This window comes from Pseudanabaena sp. FACHB-1998 (assembly GCF_014696355.1).
Lineage (GTDB): Bacteria > Cyanobacteriota > Cyanobacteriia > Pseudanabaenales > Pseudanabaenaceae > Pseudanabaena.
The window spans coordinates 167350-184511 of the sequence record NZ_JACJQA010000027.1; the positions used below are offsets into that span (position 1 = coordinate 167350).

The window sequence follows — 17162 nt, forward strand, 5'->3', positions numbered from 1 at the left end:
TGTGCGATCGAAACGCAAGGGTGAGGATCTCAAGATGGATGAGGATAGCATTGTCAGTGCGCTACAGTCAGACCTTCAAAACTATAAGGTAAAACCCCAAATCCGCCGTAAAGAATCTCAACTTCACGTTCTGATTACGAGAGCAGAGGGTGATCAGCCAGATTATGATTCTCTCTATGATATTGTGAAACGCCGTATTGATAGTTTTGTAATCGATGGGGTAGATACTTTAGTCGTCTATGGCAGACTGGCTAAAGCAAAACATCCTGAATGGCAAAAGACTGTAGAGATAAAGCCGCCACTGCCGTTAATCGAGTTTGATCTCGAAGAATTAGATGATTTTGGGGATATTGGCGAATTAGGCAGCTTAAGCATTCCGTCTGAAATTGAGGACGGAGATATCAAAATTGGTAGTTTTGATCCCCCTATGCCTGCTCGATTTGATACTTTTGACACTTTTGAGCAGAGTCTGGAGAAAGATCTCCAAAGAACTAGTGAAGAGCGCGATCGCCCCAAAGTTGAGGATTTTGATCTAGGGGAATTAGATTTAAGTGAATTTCAATTAGATAGCTTTAAGCAAAGCAGCGATTTTGATTTAGGGGAGCTAGATACCGATAGCTTCGATCTTGAGCATCCAGTCTCCGCAAGGCAATCGCCTAATAATAAAAATGGCAATGGCAATATTAATGGCAATGGTAATGGGCGCAGTAATGGCAATAGCTGGCGAGATGAAGACTTTAACCTAGACGAAACCACGGTAGCGATGCCGATGCCTTTACCACCACCTTTGCCCCCCACTAAGCGGATCGTCAATAAACCAACGACCGAACCTGAGCCAACACCTCAAGTGGAAACGGTAGCCGAGCGTCAGCAAAAGTCTTGGTTAATATCAGGAGCATTTGTAATGGTGGCGATCGCTGTCTTTGGCATTTGCGGATGGGTATTAGTAGATCGATCTTCTCAGCAAAAATATCTAGAATCAGCCCGTCGTTTGGAAAATCAACCCCTCAATCCCCAAAAAGTGACCAACTTAGCAGAGCTAACCGAAACCCGCAATCAATTACAGTCGGCAATTTCCCAATTAGATGAAATCCCCGATCGCCCCGCATCTTTATATGGTGAAGCGCAATCTGAGTTAGGAAACTTACGTCCAAAATTAGCGGATTTTGACCGCAAAGTTGAGCTTGAGCAGGTTGCTAATAAAAAATTGGAATCGGCTAAAATGACCACCCTTGAAGCCGCCAAGTTAGTCCAAAGTCCTCCCCATCGCTCTACAGTGTGGAAATCTGCTCAAGAAAAGCGTCAACAGGCTTTAAAGCTTTTAGGAGAAATCCCTCCAGATTCGCTTTTATACCCTAACGCCCAAACTCTTCTCAAGTCCTATCGCAATGAGTTAGTCCAAATTAGCAAATGGGTAGAAATCCAGCAGCGATCGGAGACAGTCGCCGCAAATATTAATCCCAATACCGTGACGCTATTGAAGCAGTTAAAAACAAAAGCTCCCGAAAAGCCAAAGTATATTGCTCAATGCAAGACGATTTTGCAACCCCAAATTTTTAATATAGATGCTCAGAGAACAGGGATTGCAATTCCCACCCTCAGCGAATATTTGTGCGCCTATTTCTGGAGTTTGTAAAAATGTGGCGCTTGCGCCATATTTTTACCTTGGGCTTTCTAGCTTAACTAGGGATAGCTATATCCTAAAATATAAAAACTTTTGTATTTTTAGGTAATATTTTAATGACTTATTCTCTGCGGATCGCGGATATGGCGGAGAGCGATCGCCCCCGCGAAAGGCTACTCAGTCAAGGAGTTCGCAGCTTATCTAATGCCGAGTTAATTGCTATTTTATTGGGGACGGGGCAGGGGGCAGGTAAGCTATCGGCAGTGGGATTGGGGCAGTTAATTTTGCAGACGATTGGCAAGGATCGTACCAGTGATCCCGTAGCCGCTTTGCAAAATGTATCACCACAGGAGTTAATGCAAATTGAGGGGGTGGGACCCGCCAAAGCGACTACGATTTTGGCGGCGATCGAGTTGGGGAAACGCGCCCTTTATGCCAAGCCCCCAGATTTAACGGAGGTAACTGATCCGAGTATTGCGGCGGCGGCGCTTAGTCAAGATTTGATGTGGCAACAGCAGGAACGTTTAGCCGTAGTGATGCTCGATAATAAAAATCGCATTATCGCGCAACGCATTATTTCCATCGGCACGGCGACTGAGACGATCGCCCATCCCCGTGATATTTTTCGGGAAGTTTTAAAAAGTGGTGCAGTGAGGCTAATTGTGGCGCACAATCATCCATCGGGTAATACGAATCCTAGCCCTGAGGATATTTCGCTCACCCGCCAATTATTAGAAGCCGCCAGAATGTTAAATATTCCTCTTTTAGATCACTTGATCTTAGGTAATGGAACCTTTTCAAGTATTCGCGAAGTTTCTACACTATGGAAAGAAATTCCTCAAGCTGAATAATCTAAAACCCCAAAAGCTGCGGCGCTTCGCGCCGCAGCTTTTGGGGTTTAGTCGTATTTTCAAAATAAGTTACTTCCTTCCCAGTGAAAAATTAGCGTTGCGGCGCGAAGCGCCGCAACGCTAATATCAAATGAAGAAATGGCTACGCCATTTCTTCATTTGATATTAGCGAGCGCGACGATTGTTGCGCTGAGATTGGCGTTCTTGACGCATTTTCTCAAGTTGTTGCTTTTGCTCAGGAGTCAAAACACCTTCAACCTTCTTCTTGGTTTCTTGACCAATAGTACGCATTTGCTGTTTTTGAGCATCGGTCAAATTCAACTCTTTACGAACTCCCTTACGATCGCCAGATTGGAGAGCTTGCTCAATTTTTGCCCGTTGTTCGGGAGTAAGTACATTGCGACGCTCTGTTTTGGCACTCTCGCGAATTCTCTTCAACTCCGCCTTTTGAGCATCGGTCAAATTTAATTTCTTGAAAGCATCACCTTGACGAGGTTTGCGCTTTTCGGTTTGAGTGGAATTGCTGTTTGAGGTAGAATTCTGTGCCGAGACGAGGCTGGGAAGTGTAGCTGCCCCTACAGCCATACTTACACAAGCGATCGCGAATACTTTTTTAATGTCTTGCTTGATATTAAGAAACATTGGTTTTCCCCTTTTTGTGGAAGGCTTAATTATCTGTACGAGGGTTTGGACAATAGCCCAAACCAAAAGGTTCAAAGTTTTGCACTTTTTAATTAACGCAACTGCGTAAAATTACACCAATAATTATACCAAGCCCACCAAACCGCACAATTTGCCAAAAAGGCTCCCGAAAACTGCTCCATGAAAGTAGCCGACTTTCCAGATCAGCTTCAATTTGTTCGAGGCGATCGCTAATTTCTTGTAACTTTAGATTAAGTTCGTCTTTAAGGTAATCTGTCGAGGTTTGATCGGTGGGAGAAGGCTTGCGGCGAATTTTGCTTTGGGAATTTTGACTATTGCTTTTATTATTGAAGTTATTATTCGCATTCAGGCGATCGATAGGATCTTCTTGCAATTGCTGTTTGATAATCTCTTGCTGTTTAAGCAAATCTTGCTGTTCTACAGAGTCGCGCCGAACTTGCAGAAACCGTTGTTCGATTTCTGCTAATAGTTTTTTAGTTTCTTGGAGTTGAGTTTCTAAGTCGCTCCAATCAGAAGTTTCTGTCACAGAATCAATCAAAAATTAATGTAAGAGAATTATAACTGTCAGTACCTAAAAAGCAAAATGGCAATTATGACATGATATATTTCAAGTTTAATGCTGAAATATATCAATTCTATTTCATGTATAAGATTAAATAAATTTTGAAAATATGCCTCGAAGGAATGTATTCTCTTAAATTATTTAGAATTATGTTTTTTATACTTTATGCAATCACATGCAGAATTTTGCCGTTTTCATTCCATTTCTAGCATTTCTTATTACCATAACATGCTTTATCTTATTGATTTATAGGCTGATATATACTTTTTTCTTAGATGATAAATCAATCAAAAAAGATATTAATCAAATCAATAAAGAACAGAGAGATAAAGAAATAGTCAAACGCCTAAATTATTTAAATTCACCAATTACTAACTTTAAGTTCTACCAAAATATTTCAATTTTAATTGATTTTCTGCCTTTTTTATTGATTAACAGAGCCTCGATTTTTATATCAAATTATGTATTTTATATTTTAGAAAACGAAAACAAAACTTCAGGACTTAATATTTTAAGAGAAATATGGGGAAAGTGGGATACAGTAAATTATCTGGCAATTGCTCAAAATTGGTATCAAGGTCAAGGAGATGAAAGATTTTTAATTGTCTTTTATCCATTATATCCAGTTACAATAAGCATCTTTAATAAAATAATTAATGATTATTTTTTGTCAGGAATAATTGTATCAAATATTTTTTTAGTTCTTAGTTTGTATTATATTTATAAGCTTGTCTTAATAGAATTCCAGAAAAAAGAGATAGCGTTTAATACAGCAAAATATATGTTGCTTTTTCCTCTCTCTTTTTTCTTTAGCATAGTTTATACAGAAAGCCTATTTATATATCTATGTATTATGACATTCTATTTCGCCAGAAAGAAGAGATGGCTATCAGCAGGAATAATGGGCTTTTTTGCTGCACTCACAAGATCTCAAGGAATACTTCTAGTAATACCGCTTCTTATTGAAATACTGTATGAATATCGAGATTTAAAATATCAAATAAAATCAAAATCAAATCATAGAAAAAGACGTAATTTAATGTCTTTACGAACTATAGTTAGTTTGCTTCTAATTCCATGCGGTACATTTACATACTTATTAATAAATAAATTGGTGTCTGGAAACTGGTTAATGTTCTTAACTTATCAAAAAGAGCATTGGGGACAAAATCTTGGCTTTTTTACGGAGAATTTAAAAAATAGTTTCATTAGTATTTTTACAATGAATAAAGTTATGGCTGTAAATGTATGGATACCGCACATATTTCTATTCTTTATGGGTTTTGGTCTTCTTATTTATACAGTCAATAAAATCAGATTGTCTTACACAGCTTTTTCTTTCTTTTACATTATCATCTCTTACTCGCCGACTTGGGCTTTGAGCGCTCCTCGCTATATCACGGGAATGTTTACATTGTTTATAATGTTGGCTCTCTTGGTCAATGAATATAAGTATTTAGAGAAATATCTAGACTTTATCTTGGCTATTCTTCTTTGCTTTTACTCTATCCAATTTTCTTTATCACGAGTGTTTTAAATAGATTTTATTGCTAGATACTTGCATTAGAACAAATCAAAACCCAGAAGACGAGTTGCGGCGCGAAGTGCCGCAACTCGTCTTCTGGGTTTTGATTTGCATAGCTACCTTCAAGTGGATTACAGCGCTTCGCGCTTTCTTAAAACCTTAGAAATTTTCTAAAAGACTTGCAAGGCAAGTCTTTTAGAAAATTTCTAAGGTTTGATCTTGACTAGAGGCAAAGAGATTTGGTGCGATTGGCGGCAACCCAACCAGTGATCGGGGTCGAGATTTGTAACCAGCCTTTTTTCTCGCCTTCCACCTTTACTTGCGTGCCATTGTCCAGCGTGCCAACGATCGCAAAGTCCTGTCCTGCGCCCGATCGCACATTTAGCGGTGGCTGTGGGTCAGAAATGATGCGCTGAGAGTAGTCACATTGGCTATTTTGGAGATTGGGTGAAGCGCTGGACGCACTGGACTTAGTGGCAGTTTTTGCGTGAAAATCACGGAGAGAGGTAATATTCTGCAATTCTATGGGCGTTAGTAAATCCGTAGGAAACTGATTTGGCGCATATCTGGGTTGATACCAAGGCTGGCTATTAAAGTAGGATTGCAATTCAGGATCTTGAAAGCGCCGACCATATCTCGCAAAGATCTCATTACGCATAATATCTAGCTCAAGGCTACCTTTATTAGCGAGATCACTATCATTGACTAGTCTTTGCGATAAAAAAAGATACTTGGGAGTAGATACATTATTGGATGCATTGTTAGAGGGCTTACTAACATTGACATCGTTATTAATTACCGCCGATGGACGCAAGTATAGAAACGCGCCCAGCCCTGCCATAACCAAAACGGCGATCGCCGCAAACCAGATATTGCGATTTGGTCTGGTGGCAATATGGTCATCGTAAGCCGTAGTTATCGCTGGGAAATTGGACACAAAAGTCTGGGGAATTGCTTCTTGCGCTTGGGTGATATTACTAGAAACAATAGTTGGAGCGATCAGCACGTAGAGACGTTGGACATCGGCTAAAGCGGCTTCGGCGGATTGGTAGCGATCGCGAAAGTCATACCTTACCAGCTTCTCAATAATCTGGGCTAATTCATCACTGACATTGGCGCGATATTTAATCGACGCATAGGGAGGGGAGTTGCGCCAAGCAAGTTCTCCCGTTTCCATGTTTTCTAATAATTGGCTAGGGACTACACCCGTTAAGCCTTGAATGGCGATCGCGCCCACAGCATAGAGATCACTACAGGGACGGGGCTTACCGATCGCCTGCTCGTTTGGCATGTAGCCATCCGTGCCGATCGCCACCGTAGAGGCGATCGCCGTAGTATTACTTACTTGCTTAACTGCGCCAAAATCGATCAAGACCAATTTACCATCGGTACGCCGCCGCATTAGGTTTGCAGGCTTGAGATCCCGATGAATTGCGCCTTGCTGATGCACAAAAGCTAAAATTTCCAGCACATCTTGCAAAAAGGCGATCGCTTGAGCCTCGTTCATCCTACCGATGGGATAACCGTCGGCGGATTGAGCATTAGGAATGAGTTCTTGGGTTAAGTCATAGCCATCAATTAGCTCTTGAACTAGATAAAACTGACGATTTTCTTCAAAATGTGCCAAGAGACGAGGAATGCGATCGTGACTACCTAATTTATGTAAAATCCTTGCTTCGGCATCAAATAACCGACTAGCGGTTTCCCAAATAAAAGCATCATTGCTTTCGGGTTGGAGGCGTTTGACCACGCATTGATGATGGTCTGGCAACTGTAAATCTTCAGCTAAAAAGGTTTGCCCAAAGCCACCACCACCGAGGTTTTTGATGATTTGATATCGCCCACTAATCACTTTACCAATCATGCAGATCGCCACGTTTTGCATTGAACTAGTCACAGTATATTTTCGGAAAGCATAGCTAAGCAAGACTTTCCGAAAATATCTTTTAAAACCCCAAATATAAAAAGGGCTGCGAAGCAGCCCTTTTTATATTTGGGGTAAATGCAGCGCGAAGCACTGCATTTCTATTCACTATATTTTTCTCTTTCAATTCTCAAAGCATCCGTAGCCCTTTGAGCTTCGATCGCTACCTGTGATAGACAAGCATAAATCAATACAACATAATTAGCCCTAACCGCCGATTCAAGCTGGCGACATTGATAGGACAAAGCCAAAGCGCCCACGTAGTCACTACTTGTCCGCAAAGAATTGATGAGATGCAATAGTTTGGGCTGATCGTTAATCGCGATCGCCTTGTCAATGGCTTGCACTAGTTTCGGGGTATCGTCCAAATAGGAATCAATTACACCCAGAAGAAACTTAATTCCTTTGCTATCGTTACCTGATATAGCCAAAATTGTTTCAATAAATTGCGGTTCAATGGCGGGATCACGTTCCTCATCTGGTTCAGTTACTAAGCTGGTCAGATTATCTATTGCTGGTTGCGCGATCGCCTCTGGTTCCTCTGATTCAGGCGTAACTTCAGCAATTGGTGGCTCAAAAACTTCAGGCGCTATTTCTGCCATTTCTTGTGAGTCGGTAACCTCGGCAGGAGATTCAATCGAGATCTCTTGATTAACGCTTTCTTCTTGAAGATCCTCTTGTAAGTTTGTCGTAATAGAATCTGGGACTTCCGAATTGTTTGAAGGTTCAGCTAAGTCTTGAGCAATTTCTTCGCTTTCTACTTGATCTATAGCTTCAGCCTGATCTGTCAACTCCTGTGTCAAATTAGGATTATCAGTAGACTCTGAAGTAAGATCATCTCGATTTGATTCTTCTATCTCAACATTAATAAGTTCCTCTAAAATTTGCTCTGGCTCACCAGATAGACTAGCGATCGCTTCAGGTTCTAATTCTGTTGACTCAGATTCTGCTAATTGAAAATCCGAGTCAACAGATTCTGTTGACTCGGATTCGATAGGCTCGGATAAATCTTCAGCCTCAGAAATTTCTTCTAATGCTAGCTTTTGGTGACCAGAAACTTCTTCTATAACATCCGCAAGGTTCTCTTCTACAGAGGCGCTAACTGTATCTGTAGATATAGGCTCAATTTCTTCAGGACTATCTTGCTCTACATCATCTTCAGATAAATCGGTTACAGGATTTTGTAGCAAAAATAAGGCGGGGACACCATTGCTAGATATGGGGAGATATCCAGAATAAAGGACTTCCTCTGGATTGTCCTCTAAATGCTGCTCTAGAGGATCTAGGGCAACATTAAAAATTTGCTCAGCTTGCTCAACATTCAAGCTATCAATGTTTGGATCTTCTACTATCTCTAAATTCTCGTTTAGATCTTCATCTAGAATTTCAGCTAAGGCTTGATCTTCTTGTATCTCTTCATGGAGTAAGCTCTCACTCGGAATTTCTGATTGTTCAATTTCTTCATGGATTAAATCACTTGGAATAACTGGTTGCTCAATATTGCTGTCATCATTGCTTTCATTTTCAGTTGATTCAATAACTTCTACAGCTTCTGCCACTTCTGCAACTTCACCTAAATCTGTAACTTCTACAGCTTCACCTAAATCTACAACTTCTACAGCTTCACCTAAATCTGCAACATCTTCCATCAAACTTGATGAAACTAACTCACTAGGAATTATCTCTTCTGATGAAGTCTCTAACTCAGATTTTAACGGTTCTATATCCGCGACAACAGGCTCAGCTTCTTGTTGAGTAATCTCTTTGACCGCTTGTTGTAATAAAGTCAACTCATTCTGTAAATCTTCTAGATCTTGAGTAAGATTTTGAGATTGTTGGCGTAAATTGGTTAAGGAAATGGCGATCCCAATTTGGGAGGCGACTAAAGAGAGGGAAGCGCGATCGCTTTCTGACCAATTGTGATAAGCGCTACCATGAAAAGCGACTAAAGTACCCCATACCTCATGTCCTGCATAGATTTTATTAGCCGCATAGGAAGAAGTGCCAATTTGCTCCAGTAGCGTGACAATGTGCGAAGAAAGGCTAGAACTGCGAATACTATCTACGGTTTGGTGAGAAGGCTCTATTTCGGTGGATTCCATCATGTGCTTTGCCAAAGTGAGCTGTCGCTCTGGCATATCCGCAAGGGACATCAACCCTGACGCGATCGCATCTGTGACAAATTCTCCCCGTCCATCGGGATAGCGCCGAAAGATAGCCACCCGATCCACTTGCAGCAATTTCTGGGCTACTTGGACGGCTACTTGCAAAACAAGTTCTAAGGATGGCGATCTTTGAATCGCATCGGCAAGTTGAGCCAGTGATTTTTCTCTGGCAATGATATTTTTAAATAAGTCCGTCGGCTGATCGGATGCTTGCGCGGACATGAGCTTTTCATACCGTTCTTCCCAGCTAAGTTGATGCACGCGCTCCTGTTGCACCAAAATTGCTTTTAGGTGTTCGTAGGCGGAGCGATCGCGGCATAGATGGCGGATTTGATCTAAGAGGGTAGAATCCATGTGTGCAAACAACTATCCTCGGCTGTATTCCAGTAATCTAAAAATGGATTTTAGCTGACTTGTTTTTGCGATCGCATGAGACACAAAGCGTAACTTTTGGGAGTAAGTTAAGTAGCTACGGCGCTTTGCGCTTACTTGAAACCCAGAAATATTTTTGAAAGCGGCGCTTCGCGCCGCTTTCAAAAATATTTCTGTACTACTCAAAGCCTCAATAGGCTGTAAGCATAATTAATTACAAACCAAAACCCGTAAAGTTGCACCTCTGCGGGGCGCAACTTTAGAGGTTTTGGTAATTTATTTTGCATAAGCACTTAACTGTAAGTTGTGGCGCAAAGTACCACATTTAACCAAAAGCTAGTAAATTCGTTAGCATTGCGTAAATCCTAATTACATTTCAAAAAAAACTATGGTGCGATATACCCTTGCTCAGAGTCCCGAAGTAGTCTTAACCATTGCGGGTAAAGATTCGCCTAAAGCACGGGAAAAGGCGATGGCAGAGCTAATTGACCTGATGGACTCAGGTAAGCTTGATACAGACCTAGCCGATGGCTTTAGTCCCGACCAATTTATTGAAGTGAGAGAACTTTCCATGTCCGAAGATCGTGAAGATCCGATTACCCAAGCTGTCCAAGTCCTAAATAACTTAGCAACCCTAAAAATCAAAGTGCAAGAGTTGCGTTCTGATGCGATGCAGGTGCGATCGCAGATTGATATTTTATTTAGCGACGAAATTGTCTCTGAGGAGCAAATCAATAGCATTAAGGAAGGGTTTAAAACACTCAAAAATTTCGCTCAGCTTAATATGAAGTTTCTCGATGCGCGATCGCAAGCGGAGAATGCTCGTCAAATCTTGGATGAAGCGCTCAAGTCTCCCAATTCTGAAGCGAAGTCACCTGAGCCTGTGACTGAGGTTGCTCCTCCTGATGCTCCTGAAGTTACTGACACAGAAGTTACTGAAGAAGCTAATAGTGAGCCTGTGGTAGAGGTTGAAGATGCGATCGTGGAAGTACCTGTAAAATCCAAGAAGAAATAAAAAAGGCGGTGCTTTGCACCGCCTTTTTTATTTCTAATTTTATTTTTAGGTGACTCGCATTAGGATAATCAATCCAGCCGTTACCCCAATTAAATTAGGCATCCATGCGGCAGCGATCGGCGAGAGAAACTCCACCTGACCCAATGCGCCACAGATAAATAGCAATAGGTAATAGCCAAAAATAATTAACACACTCAAGCCAAACCCGATCGCTGCCCCAGTTCTTTGAGGACGCATCCCCAGCGAGGCTCCCACGATCGCAAAGACAACGCATATAAAGGGCAAAGCGTATTTTTGCTCGAGCCGCACCTCTAGCTTGCGAATTTCTTTGGTATTACCCGACTGCTTGAGTAGCTCAATATTGCGGCGAATATCGGCAATATTCATTTCCTCCGCACTGCGTTGTTCCTGAGCCAAATCAAGAGGGGCGCGAGGTAAGCGGAGATTTTGATCATCAAAGCGCAAAATACTGCGGTAATTACCATCAGAACCGACGATATAAGTTGTCCCTTTCGTAAAGCGCCACACGTTCTGATTAGGTAACCATACCGCCGACTCCGCCGCCAAAATTTGTTGCAATTGCCCCTGCGAGAAGTCCAAAACCGTTAAGCCCCGCATTTCCTTACCATCAAAGCTACGCGCATAAAAACTGCGGACTAAGCCCTGCTTAGTAGTGCCATCCTCTTGCGGCACTTCCCCATATTGCTGATAGAAAATATCTTGGCTTTTAAACTGGACATTTTCTTGATTTAGAGCCGCCCTTAAGGTACTCCGCGATTGCCAATTTGCCGCAGGCACGATCGCCTCATTAAATACATAGGTCAGCCCTGTCACAAACAGACTCAGCACGATCGCAGGTAATACCAAGCGATAGGCACTGACCCCACAACTACGCAAAGCTGTTGTTTCGCCATCACCCGACATACGGCTATAGGAGAGTAAGGTCGCCAATAGCATCGACATCGGAAAGGAATAAACCATGAATCCGGGGATCTGGTAACCAAAAATCTGAAATGCTGTCCAAACGCTTAAGCCTGCATCGGTAATCAAGCGGATGAGTTCAAACAGGGAGCCGATCGCCAAAATAACCGATGAAAAAGCCCCCACACCAAACAAAAATGGGGTTAGCATCTGCATGGTTAAATAGCGATCCATGATCGATAGTCTCGGTAGCCATCCTAGCTGCCCGTTAGTAACTTTTTGCCTCGTTTGGGTCGTTTGTGAGGTTGCCATTTTCTAGATTATTGACTTGGATCGAGATTACAGGTTTTTGGAGTTTTATTACAAATAATTGCTGCTAGCTTGGGCTGAATTTTCTTCTTGTTAAATGTCCGTTCTAACTCATTCAACATTTTTTGTGAAGAAGCTATTTCTATTTGTCCCAATTGCTTTAAGGAGACAATCTGATCGGGAATGCCGCCCCAAATAATAGCAGATACCCAAATATTCGTATCTAAAACTACGATCATCTTGATGCTTCTTTGCGGACTTCTTTGACGATTTCACAAATCTCTTCAGTCGAAAGAGCATCGGGTTCGTCTTCAAGCACATTTCTTCTTTGTCTAAGTTCTTCCCAACTCAATTTAGGTGCTTTGCTAAATGTAATAGTATCTTCGGTTGTGGTAACTAAGTACTCTTCACCGATGGAGAAGCGATCGCGAAGCTCTCGAGGAAGTTGCAAGTTGCCTTCAGGGGTTAAGTTAATCGTGATAGTTTGCTGCATTTATTTTAAGTACCTACTTAAGTACCTGTATTAATAACTACTTACGCTAATTAGATGATTATAAGTAAGCTAAAAATGAAATTTTTCGCCGAGGTAATATTTGCGGACATCGGGATCATCGGCTAGCTCACGGCTGGAGCCATCGGCAAACACTTCACCTTCACGCATGATATAGGCGCGATCAGTAATTGTTAGTGTCTCACGGACATTGTGATCGGTGATTAAAATCCCCATGCCGCGATCGCGCAAATTGCTAATAATGGTCTGAATTTCACTAACAGCGATCGGATCGATACCCGCAAAGGGTTCATCTAGCAAAATGAATTTGGGTCCTTCCTCTCCTACTGCTAATGCTCTAGCGATTTCGGTACGGCGGCGTTCTCCCCCTGATACCTGAATACCGATCGTGTCCGCAATTTTAGTCAAGCGAAATTCTTCGAGCAAAGTCCGCAAGCGATGAATGCGCTTAGATTTCGGCACATTAGATTGTTGCATCACCAACAGCAAATTATCGCGCACCGATAACTGCCGAAAAATCGTTGCCTCCTGCGCCAGATATGCCATGCCCATTCGCGCCCGTTTATGGATTGGTAATCCCGTAATATCCTGCTTATCTAGCCAGACACTACCGCTATCGGGCTGGACTAGCCCTGTCGCCATATAGAACGAAGTTGTTTTGCCAGCGCCATTAGGCCCTAGCAGTCCCACAATTTCCCCCTGACTGACAGTGAGACTGACTTGTTGCACAACTTGTCTACCGTTGTAATTTTTACTAACGTTATCGAGGGTGATTTGCATGGATCATTGGGTAATTAGGGTTATAGCGGTAGGATTTGCAGTGCAAAGCGCGGCAAATCTTGACCTTACGGTGGGCTAACTCTTTGCTTTTTGAAGGAGGGTTTGATTTGCTCTACGGGGGTAGCCGAAGTAGCGGGGGTGGTGGCAAGTTCGCGATCGGGGACGATGTAAATGGTTTCTACCTGTTGATTATTAGGTGGCGCAGCTACAAATTTGCCTTCGCTAACTAAATAGGTAATCGTTTGCGCCTTGATACTATTTACGCCTTCTTGAGTAACGATGACGTTACCTGTGAGGACTACACGCTGTTCCTTAGAAAAATATTGGGCTTGCTCAGCGATCGCATCAATCTGTCGGGCTGGATAACTCATTTTGACGTTACCCGTTGCGGTCACTACGCCTGTAATTGAGTTTGCCTCTTGGACATCCGCACGGATTGTCAAAGCCGTATTCGCAGTTTGGGCTTGAGTTGGTGGCAAGGAACTCGCGGCGATCGCCAAAATCGGCATAACCGTCAGGAATAGCTTCGCGATCGCTTGCTTACTCAAGGGTAAAGCCAAAGGTAAAGAGTAACTTTTATCTTTTGTCTTTGGTCTTTTGCCTTCAAAGCTGATTGGTGATTTCATCGGTTGTTTACCTTGTCTTCATACAAATTTACAATGGCTGCAACCACTTCTTCGATTGATAGACCATCGGTGTTGACTAAAGTTGCATCCTCAGCACAAATTAGAGGCGCATGGACGCGAGTAGAATCTTTGCGATCGCGTTCTTGGATTTCCTGCTCAAGGGTAGCAAGATCGGGCGCAACTTGACCTTGATTGAGCAGATCAGCATGGCGACGCTTAGCCCGTTCTTGGGCTGATGCAGTCAAAAATATTTTGACCTCTGCATCAGGAAATACGCGGCTTCCGATGTCGCGCCCCTCCATCACCACACCGCCCTCCAGTCCGATCAGCTGCTGTTGCTTAACTAAAATTTCGCGTACCTCGGGTTGAGCGGCGATCGCAGATACATTTGCCGTGACCTCAGCAGTGCGAATTTCGGTGGTTACATCCTCACCATTAAGAAAAACTTGCATGGGCTGTCCTGCGATGGGATTAGCAAATAGTTGAATTTTTGATTTGGCGGCGATCTCTTTCACCTTTTCGTGATCGCGGAGGTCGATGCCTTCCCGAAGCACGGCTAGAGTAACACTGCGATACATCGCGCCTGTATCTAAAAACAATAAACCCAATTTATTGGCTACTTGCTTAGTGGTAGTAGACTTGCCCGCACCTGCGGGACCATCGATCGCAATGATCGGTTTTCGAGGGGTAACGGTATGACTTAGCAAAATGTTATCGATTAAGCGTGTATTTCCTATACGGGCGGCGATCGCCAGCATTAACTCTGATTTAGAGGTAATTGTAGTGCAAGGTTGCAAGGTGTTTGCCTCGACTAATTGAATATACTCTAGGTCAATTGCGGGTAGCTTCGCTAGATAGTTTTGGGCGACTTCGAGAATTTTGGCAGGCTCGCTTTCTTGACCTAAGGAAAACACTTGTTTGGCTTGGAGCAAACTTTGATAAAGATGCGCCGCCAAAATGCGATCGCTTTCTGACAAATATTGATTGCGTGAGCTATAGGCTAAGCCACTGGGTTCTCGTATTGTGGGGCAACCAATTACTTCAAGGGGAAAATTTAAATCCTTGACCAAACGCCGAATAATCGCTAACTGCTGTCCATCTTTGCTGCCAAAATAGGCGCGATCGGGTTGCACTGCATTCAAGAGCTTGGTGACAATTGTTGCCACACCTTGGAAATGCCCCACTCGCGATCGCCCACACATAATACTCACCATTTCAGGCGGCGGGATTACCTGTGTCATGGCGCAATTATCTGCGCCGATTTCCTCAACACTCGGTGCAAAAATGGCATCTACTCCCGCCGTTTCGCATATTTGGCGATCGCGCTCTAAAGTACGCGGATAGCGCTCGAAGTCTTCACCTACACCAAATTGCAGAGGATTGACAAAAATGCTGACGACGACACAGGCATTTTCGGTGCGGGCGCGATCGATGAGGCTTAAATGTCCAATATGCAAAGCCCCCATCGTTGGCACAAGTCCCACCGATATTTGTCCCCAAGTTTGTTTTGATTTTTGTGAAGTTAAGTAATTACGCAGAGAAGCGATCGTGGTAAATAGCTGGGTCAAGTAATCACCTCAACGGAATCATTACAAATAAGCATAGCTGCTAATCCAAAAACCAAAAAGATGATTGGTGGCGCTTCGCGCCACCAATCATCTTTTTGGTTTTTGGATTGGTATTTTATCTAGATAAAATTTCTAATCTAACGGGGGCAACACCAGAGGAAACAAGTCCGATCACATTAGCGGCTGCTTGAGAAACATCAATTACCCGACCATGGGCATAGGGACCACGATCATTAATGCGTACGACCACTGCTTGACCATTATCCATATTGACCACTCGCACCAATGTACCGAAGGGCAAACTAGGATGAGCCGCAGTTAAATCGCTCGCGTTAAAGATTTCACCACTAGCGCTGTAGTTACCATCAAATCCTGGCCCGTACCAAGAAGCCATGCCAGACATAACGCCTACGATACTGCTGTTTAAGCTGGGGCTAAAAGCCGATTTAGCAGCAATCTTTTTGCTAGGGGAGTCAATCACTTCAGAGACAGGATTAGCGCCTCCAAACAGGCGACGGAGAAGATTGGCGGATTCTAAAACGTCTTGAGTTTGGTTTTGTAAAGATACTGGAAAAACAGCCTGTTGATCGAACTTTAAGGTAGCGCGATCGCCCAGTTTAATTACATAGCTGCCATTTTTCCATGCAGGAATAATCTGATTAGCGTCCAACCCATCACGGTTGAGCTGATTAATCATCGCCGCCGTAGCAGTGGCGCGTTCGATGGGGTTTGGTGAAGTTAAGAGTGATTCGGCATCATCTTTAGAAGACTTGGCTGAAGATGAATTAGAGCTACCATTAAAGCTCGATTGAAGCTTGACAGTCTCTGAATTTTTTTTAGTTTCGCCTTTAATCTCACTCTTTTGTTTAGATGTATTGATTACATCATTTTTCTGATTTTCTAGGTTAGATTTGGCGCTTTCTTCAGACTCCACATAGGTGACTACAGGAATGCCCCGGACATATACTGTAGCTGCATTTTTGCCATTTAATTTGTGGGTGTGAATCCGAGCGATCGAATCATCTTGAGTTCTAGTTAATGATTGCGATCTCGTTTCACCGATCTTTAAGGGAGTGGATGAGGAATTTGGATTAACAGAAGTGGATGCATTAATAGCTTTGACTTCTGATTGAGTTCCTGTTTGGGCCTGTGCGCTATGGCTCGCAAGACTTGAGACGATAGCAAGAGCTACCACTGAGGTAGATAGAGCGTAGCTCCAGTTCCAATTAAGCATAGGTAAAGCAGAAAATGAAGATAAACGACAAAGTTACTGGTGAAAGCTACCTTTGGCTTGCACTAAACCAATCTACAAGCAAAATCAAAGGTAAATTAGGTTAGTGAACTTGGAACAAAACCTTGACAGTTTCATTCATGTTGTTCAGATTAACATGGTTATTCAAATTGATGACACTTTGGGTCTATAAGCTTTGCTACACAAGCATTTGAGACATTCTTTCTCATTAAAAGTCAAAATTTTCCTTCTCTCTCATTAGGATTCTTTATAAAAATAGAACCAAATATTAATAATTCCTGAAAATAGATTATAAAAGTATTCCTTAAGGAGTAGTAGTTTTTAACCTCAAAAAACTTTTATATGCATAGCGTCTCAATAGACGGGAAATTTTCGGGTCAAGTGATCAGAACCGTTTCATTTTGTTCGTATGTAAACCTTATAAAGTAACGATCCCAGAAATCAAGTTCCCAAAATGAGCAAAAATCAATCTTAAGATAGATACTAAAAACCAA

At 42.6% G+C, this 17162-nt stretch carries 14 protein-coding genes and 1 pseudogene; 4 read left to right on the top strand and 11 right to left on the bottom strand.

The features are described 5' to 3' along the window. The first annotated feature begins 1 nt into the window (after position 1). Positions 2–1636: a hypothetical protein gene (locus H6F42_RS11040; protein WP_190399404.1), complete on the top strand. Its 1635-nt coding sequence runs from the start codon at positions 2–4 to the stop codon at positions 1634–1636. A gap of 104 nt (positions 1637–1740) precedes the next feature. Beyond that, entirely contained in the window at positions 1741–2475 is a 735-nt protein-coding gene (gene radC, locus H6F42_RS11045; RefSeq protein ID WP_190399405.1) for a DNA repair protein RadC, read from the top strand. Between the two features lie 165 nt (positions 2476–2640). Here radC and H6F42_RS11050 read toward each other — a convergent pair whose 3' ends face one another. Together H6F42_RS11050 and H6F42_RS11055 are read right to left on the bottom strand one after the other, a co-directional pair. Then, positions 2641–3117, bottom strand: coding sequence for a hypothetical protein (locus tag H6F42_RS11050; protein WP_190399406.1), 477 nt, complete (start codon positions 3115–3117; stop codon positions 2641–2643). 88 nt (positions 3118–3205) lie between these two features. Beyond that, positions 3206–3664 carry a hypothetical protein gene (locus H6F42_RS11055; RefSeq protein WP_199288985.1) on the bottom strand — a complete coding sequence of 153 codons (459 nt, stop codon included), beginning with the start codon at positions 3662–3664 and terminating at the stop codon, positions 3206–3208. 211 nt (positions 3665–3875) lie between these two features. Between H6F42_RS11055 and H6F42_RS11060 the strand changes: the two genes are divergently transcribed. After that, positions 3876–5237, top strand: a complete 1362-nt coding sequence (locus tag H6F42_RS11060) for a glycosyltransferase family 39 protein (RefSeq protein ID WP_190399408.1) — start codon at positions 3876–3878, stop codon at positions 5235–5237. A gap of 211 nt (positions 5238–5448) precedes the next feature. Here the strand turns inward: H6F42_RS11060 and H6F42_RS11065 are convergent, their stop codons facing one another. Both H6F42_RS11065 and H6F42_RS11070 read right to left on the bottom strand, forming a co-directional pair. After that, positions 5449–7122 carry a YARHG domain-containing protein gene (locus H6F42_RS11065; RefSeq protein ID WP_190399409.1) on the bottom strand — a complete coding sequence of 558 codons (1674 nt, stop codon included), beginning with the start codon at positions 7120–7122 and terminating at the stop codon, positions 5449–5451. Positions 7123–7250: 128 nt separating this feature from the next. Then, positions 7251–9668: a GAF domain-containing protein gene (locus H6F42_RS11070; RefSeq protein WP_190399410.1), complete on the bottom strand. Its 2418-nt coding sequence runs from the start codon at positions 9666–9668 to the stop codon at positions 7251–7253. Positions 9669–10074: 406 nt separating this feature from the next. Between H6F42_RS11070 and H6F42_RS11075 the strand changes: the two are divergent. Further along, positions 10075–10545, top strand: a pseudogene (locus H6F42_RS11075) (hypothetical protein); the annotation flags it as partial. Between the two features lie 201 nt (positions 10546–10746). Here H6F42_RS11075 and H6F42_RS11080 read toward each other — a convergent pair. The 7 genes from H6F42_RS11080 to H6F42_RS21900 form a co-directional block, all read right to left on the bottom strand. Further along, positions 10747–11934: an LptF/LptG family permease gene (locus H6F42_RS11080; RefSeq protein ID WP_190399412.1), complete on the bottom strand. Its 1188-nt coding sequence runs from the start codon at positions 11932–11934 to the stop codon at positions 10747–10749. Between the two features lie 8 nt (positions 11935–11942). Beyond that, positions 11943–12170, bottom strand: a complete 228-nt coding sequence (locus H6F42_RS11085; RefSeq protein ID WP_190399413.1) for a putative toxin-antitoxin system toxin component, PIN family — start codon at positions 12168–12170, stop codon at positions 11943–11945. Continuing rightward, complete coding sequence (locus tag H6F42_RS11090) at positions 12167–12424, bottom strand: hypothetical protein (protein WP_190399414.1); 258 nt, start codon at positions 12422–12424, stop codon at positions 12167–12169. The genes H6F42_RS11085 and H6F42_RS11090 overlap by 4 nt, the downstream gene beginning before the upstream one ends. A gap of 69 nt (positions 12425–12493) precedes the next feature. After that, on the bottom strand, positions 12494–13222 hold the full coding sequence (lptB, locus tag H6F42_RS11095; protein WP_190399415.1) for an LPS export ABC transporter ATP-binding protein: 729 nt from the start codon (positions 13220–13222) through the stop codon (positions 12494–12496). Positions 13223–13287: 65 nt separating this feature from the next. Continuing rightward, positions 13288–13731, bottom strand: a complete 444-nt coding sequence (locus H6F42_RS11100) for an LptA/OstA family protein (protein ID WP_190399505.1) — start codon at positions 13729–13731, stop codon at positions 13288–13290. A 113-nt stretch (positions 13732–13844) separates the two neighbouring features. Continuing rightward, on the bottom strand, positions 13845–15416 hold the full coding sequence (locus H6F42_RS11105) for a bifunctional pantoate--beta-alanine ligase/(d)CMP kinase (RefSeq protein WP_190399416.1): 1572 nt from the start codon (positions 15414–15416) through the stop codon (positions 13845–13847). Positions 15417–15531: 115 nt separating this feature from the next. Then, positions 15532–16650 carry a septal ring lytic transglycosylase RlpA family protein gene (locus H6F42_RS21900; RefSeq protein WP_190399417.1) on the bottom strand — a complete coding sequence of 373 codons (1119 nt, stop codon included), beginning with the start codon at positions 16648–16650 and terminating at the stop codon, positions 15532–15534. Positions 16651–17162: the final 512 nt, after the last annotated feature.

Coding starts and splice junctions, on each gene's coding strand:
- H6F42_RS21900 (WP_190399417.1), bottom strand. CDS start 16,650: ATGCTTAATTGGAACTGGAGCTACGCTCTATCTACCTCAGTGGTAGCT.
- H6F42_RS11070 (WP_190399410.1), bottom strand. CDS start 9,668: ATGGATTCTACCCTCTTAGATCAAATCCGCCATCTATGCCGCGATCGC.
- radC (WP_190399405.1), top strand. CDS start 1,741: ATGACTTATTCTCTGCGGATCGCGGATATGGCGGAGAGCGATCGCCCC.
- H6F42_RS11085 (WP_190399413.1), bottom strand. CDS start 12,170: ATGATCGTAGTTTTAGATACGAATATTTGGGTATCTGCTATTATTTGG.
- H6F42_RS11060 (WP_190399408.1), top strand. CDS start 3,876: ATGCAGAATTTTGCCGTTTTCATTCCATTTCTAGCATTTCTTATTACC.
- H6F42_RS11100 (WP_190399505.1), bottom strand. CDS start 13,731: ATGCCGATTTTGGCGATCGCCGCGAGTTCCTTGCCACCAACTCAAGCC.
- H6F42_RS11080 (WP_190399412.1), bottom strand. CDS start 11,934: ATGGCAACCTCACAAACGACCCAAACGAGGCAAAAAGTTACTAACGGG.
- lptB (WP_190399415.1), bottom strand. CDS start 13,222: ATGCAAATCACCCTCGATAACGTTAGTAAAAATTACAACGGTAGACAA.
- H6F42_RS11050 (WP_190399406.1), bottom strand. CDS start 3,117: ATGTTTCTTAATATCAAGCAAGACATTAAAAAAGTATTCGCGATCGCT.
- H6F42_RS11090 (WP_190399414.1), bottom strand. CDS start 12,424: ATGCAGCAAACTATCACGATTAACTTAACCCCTGAAGGCAACTTGCAA.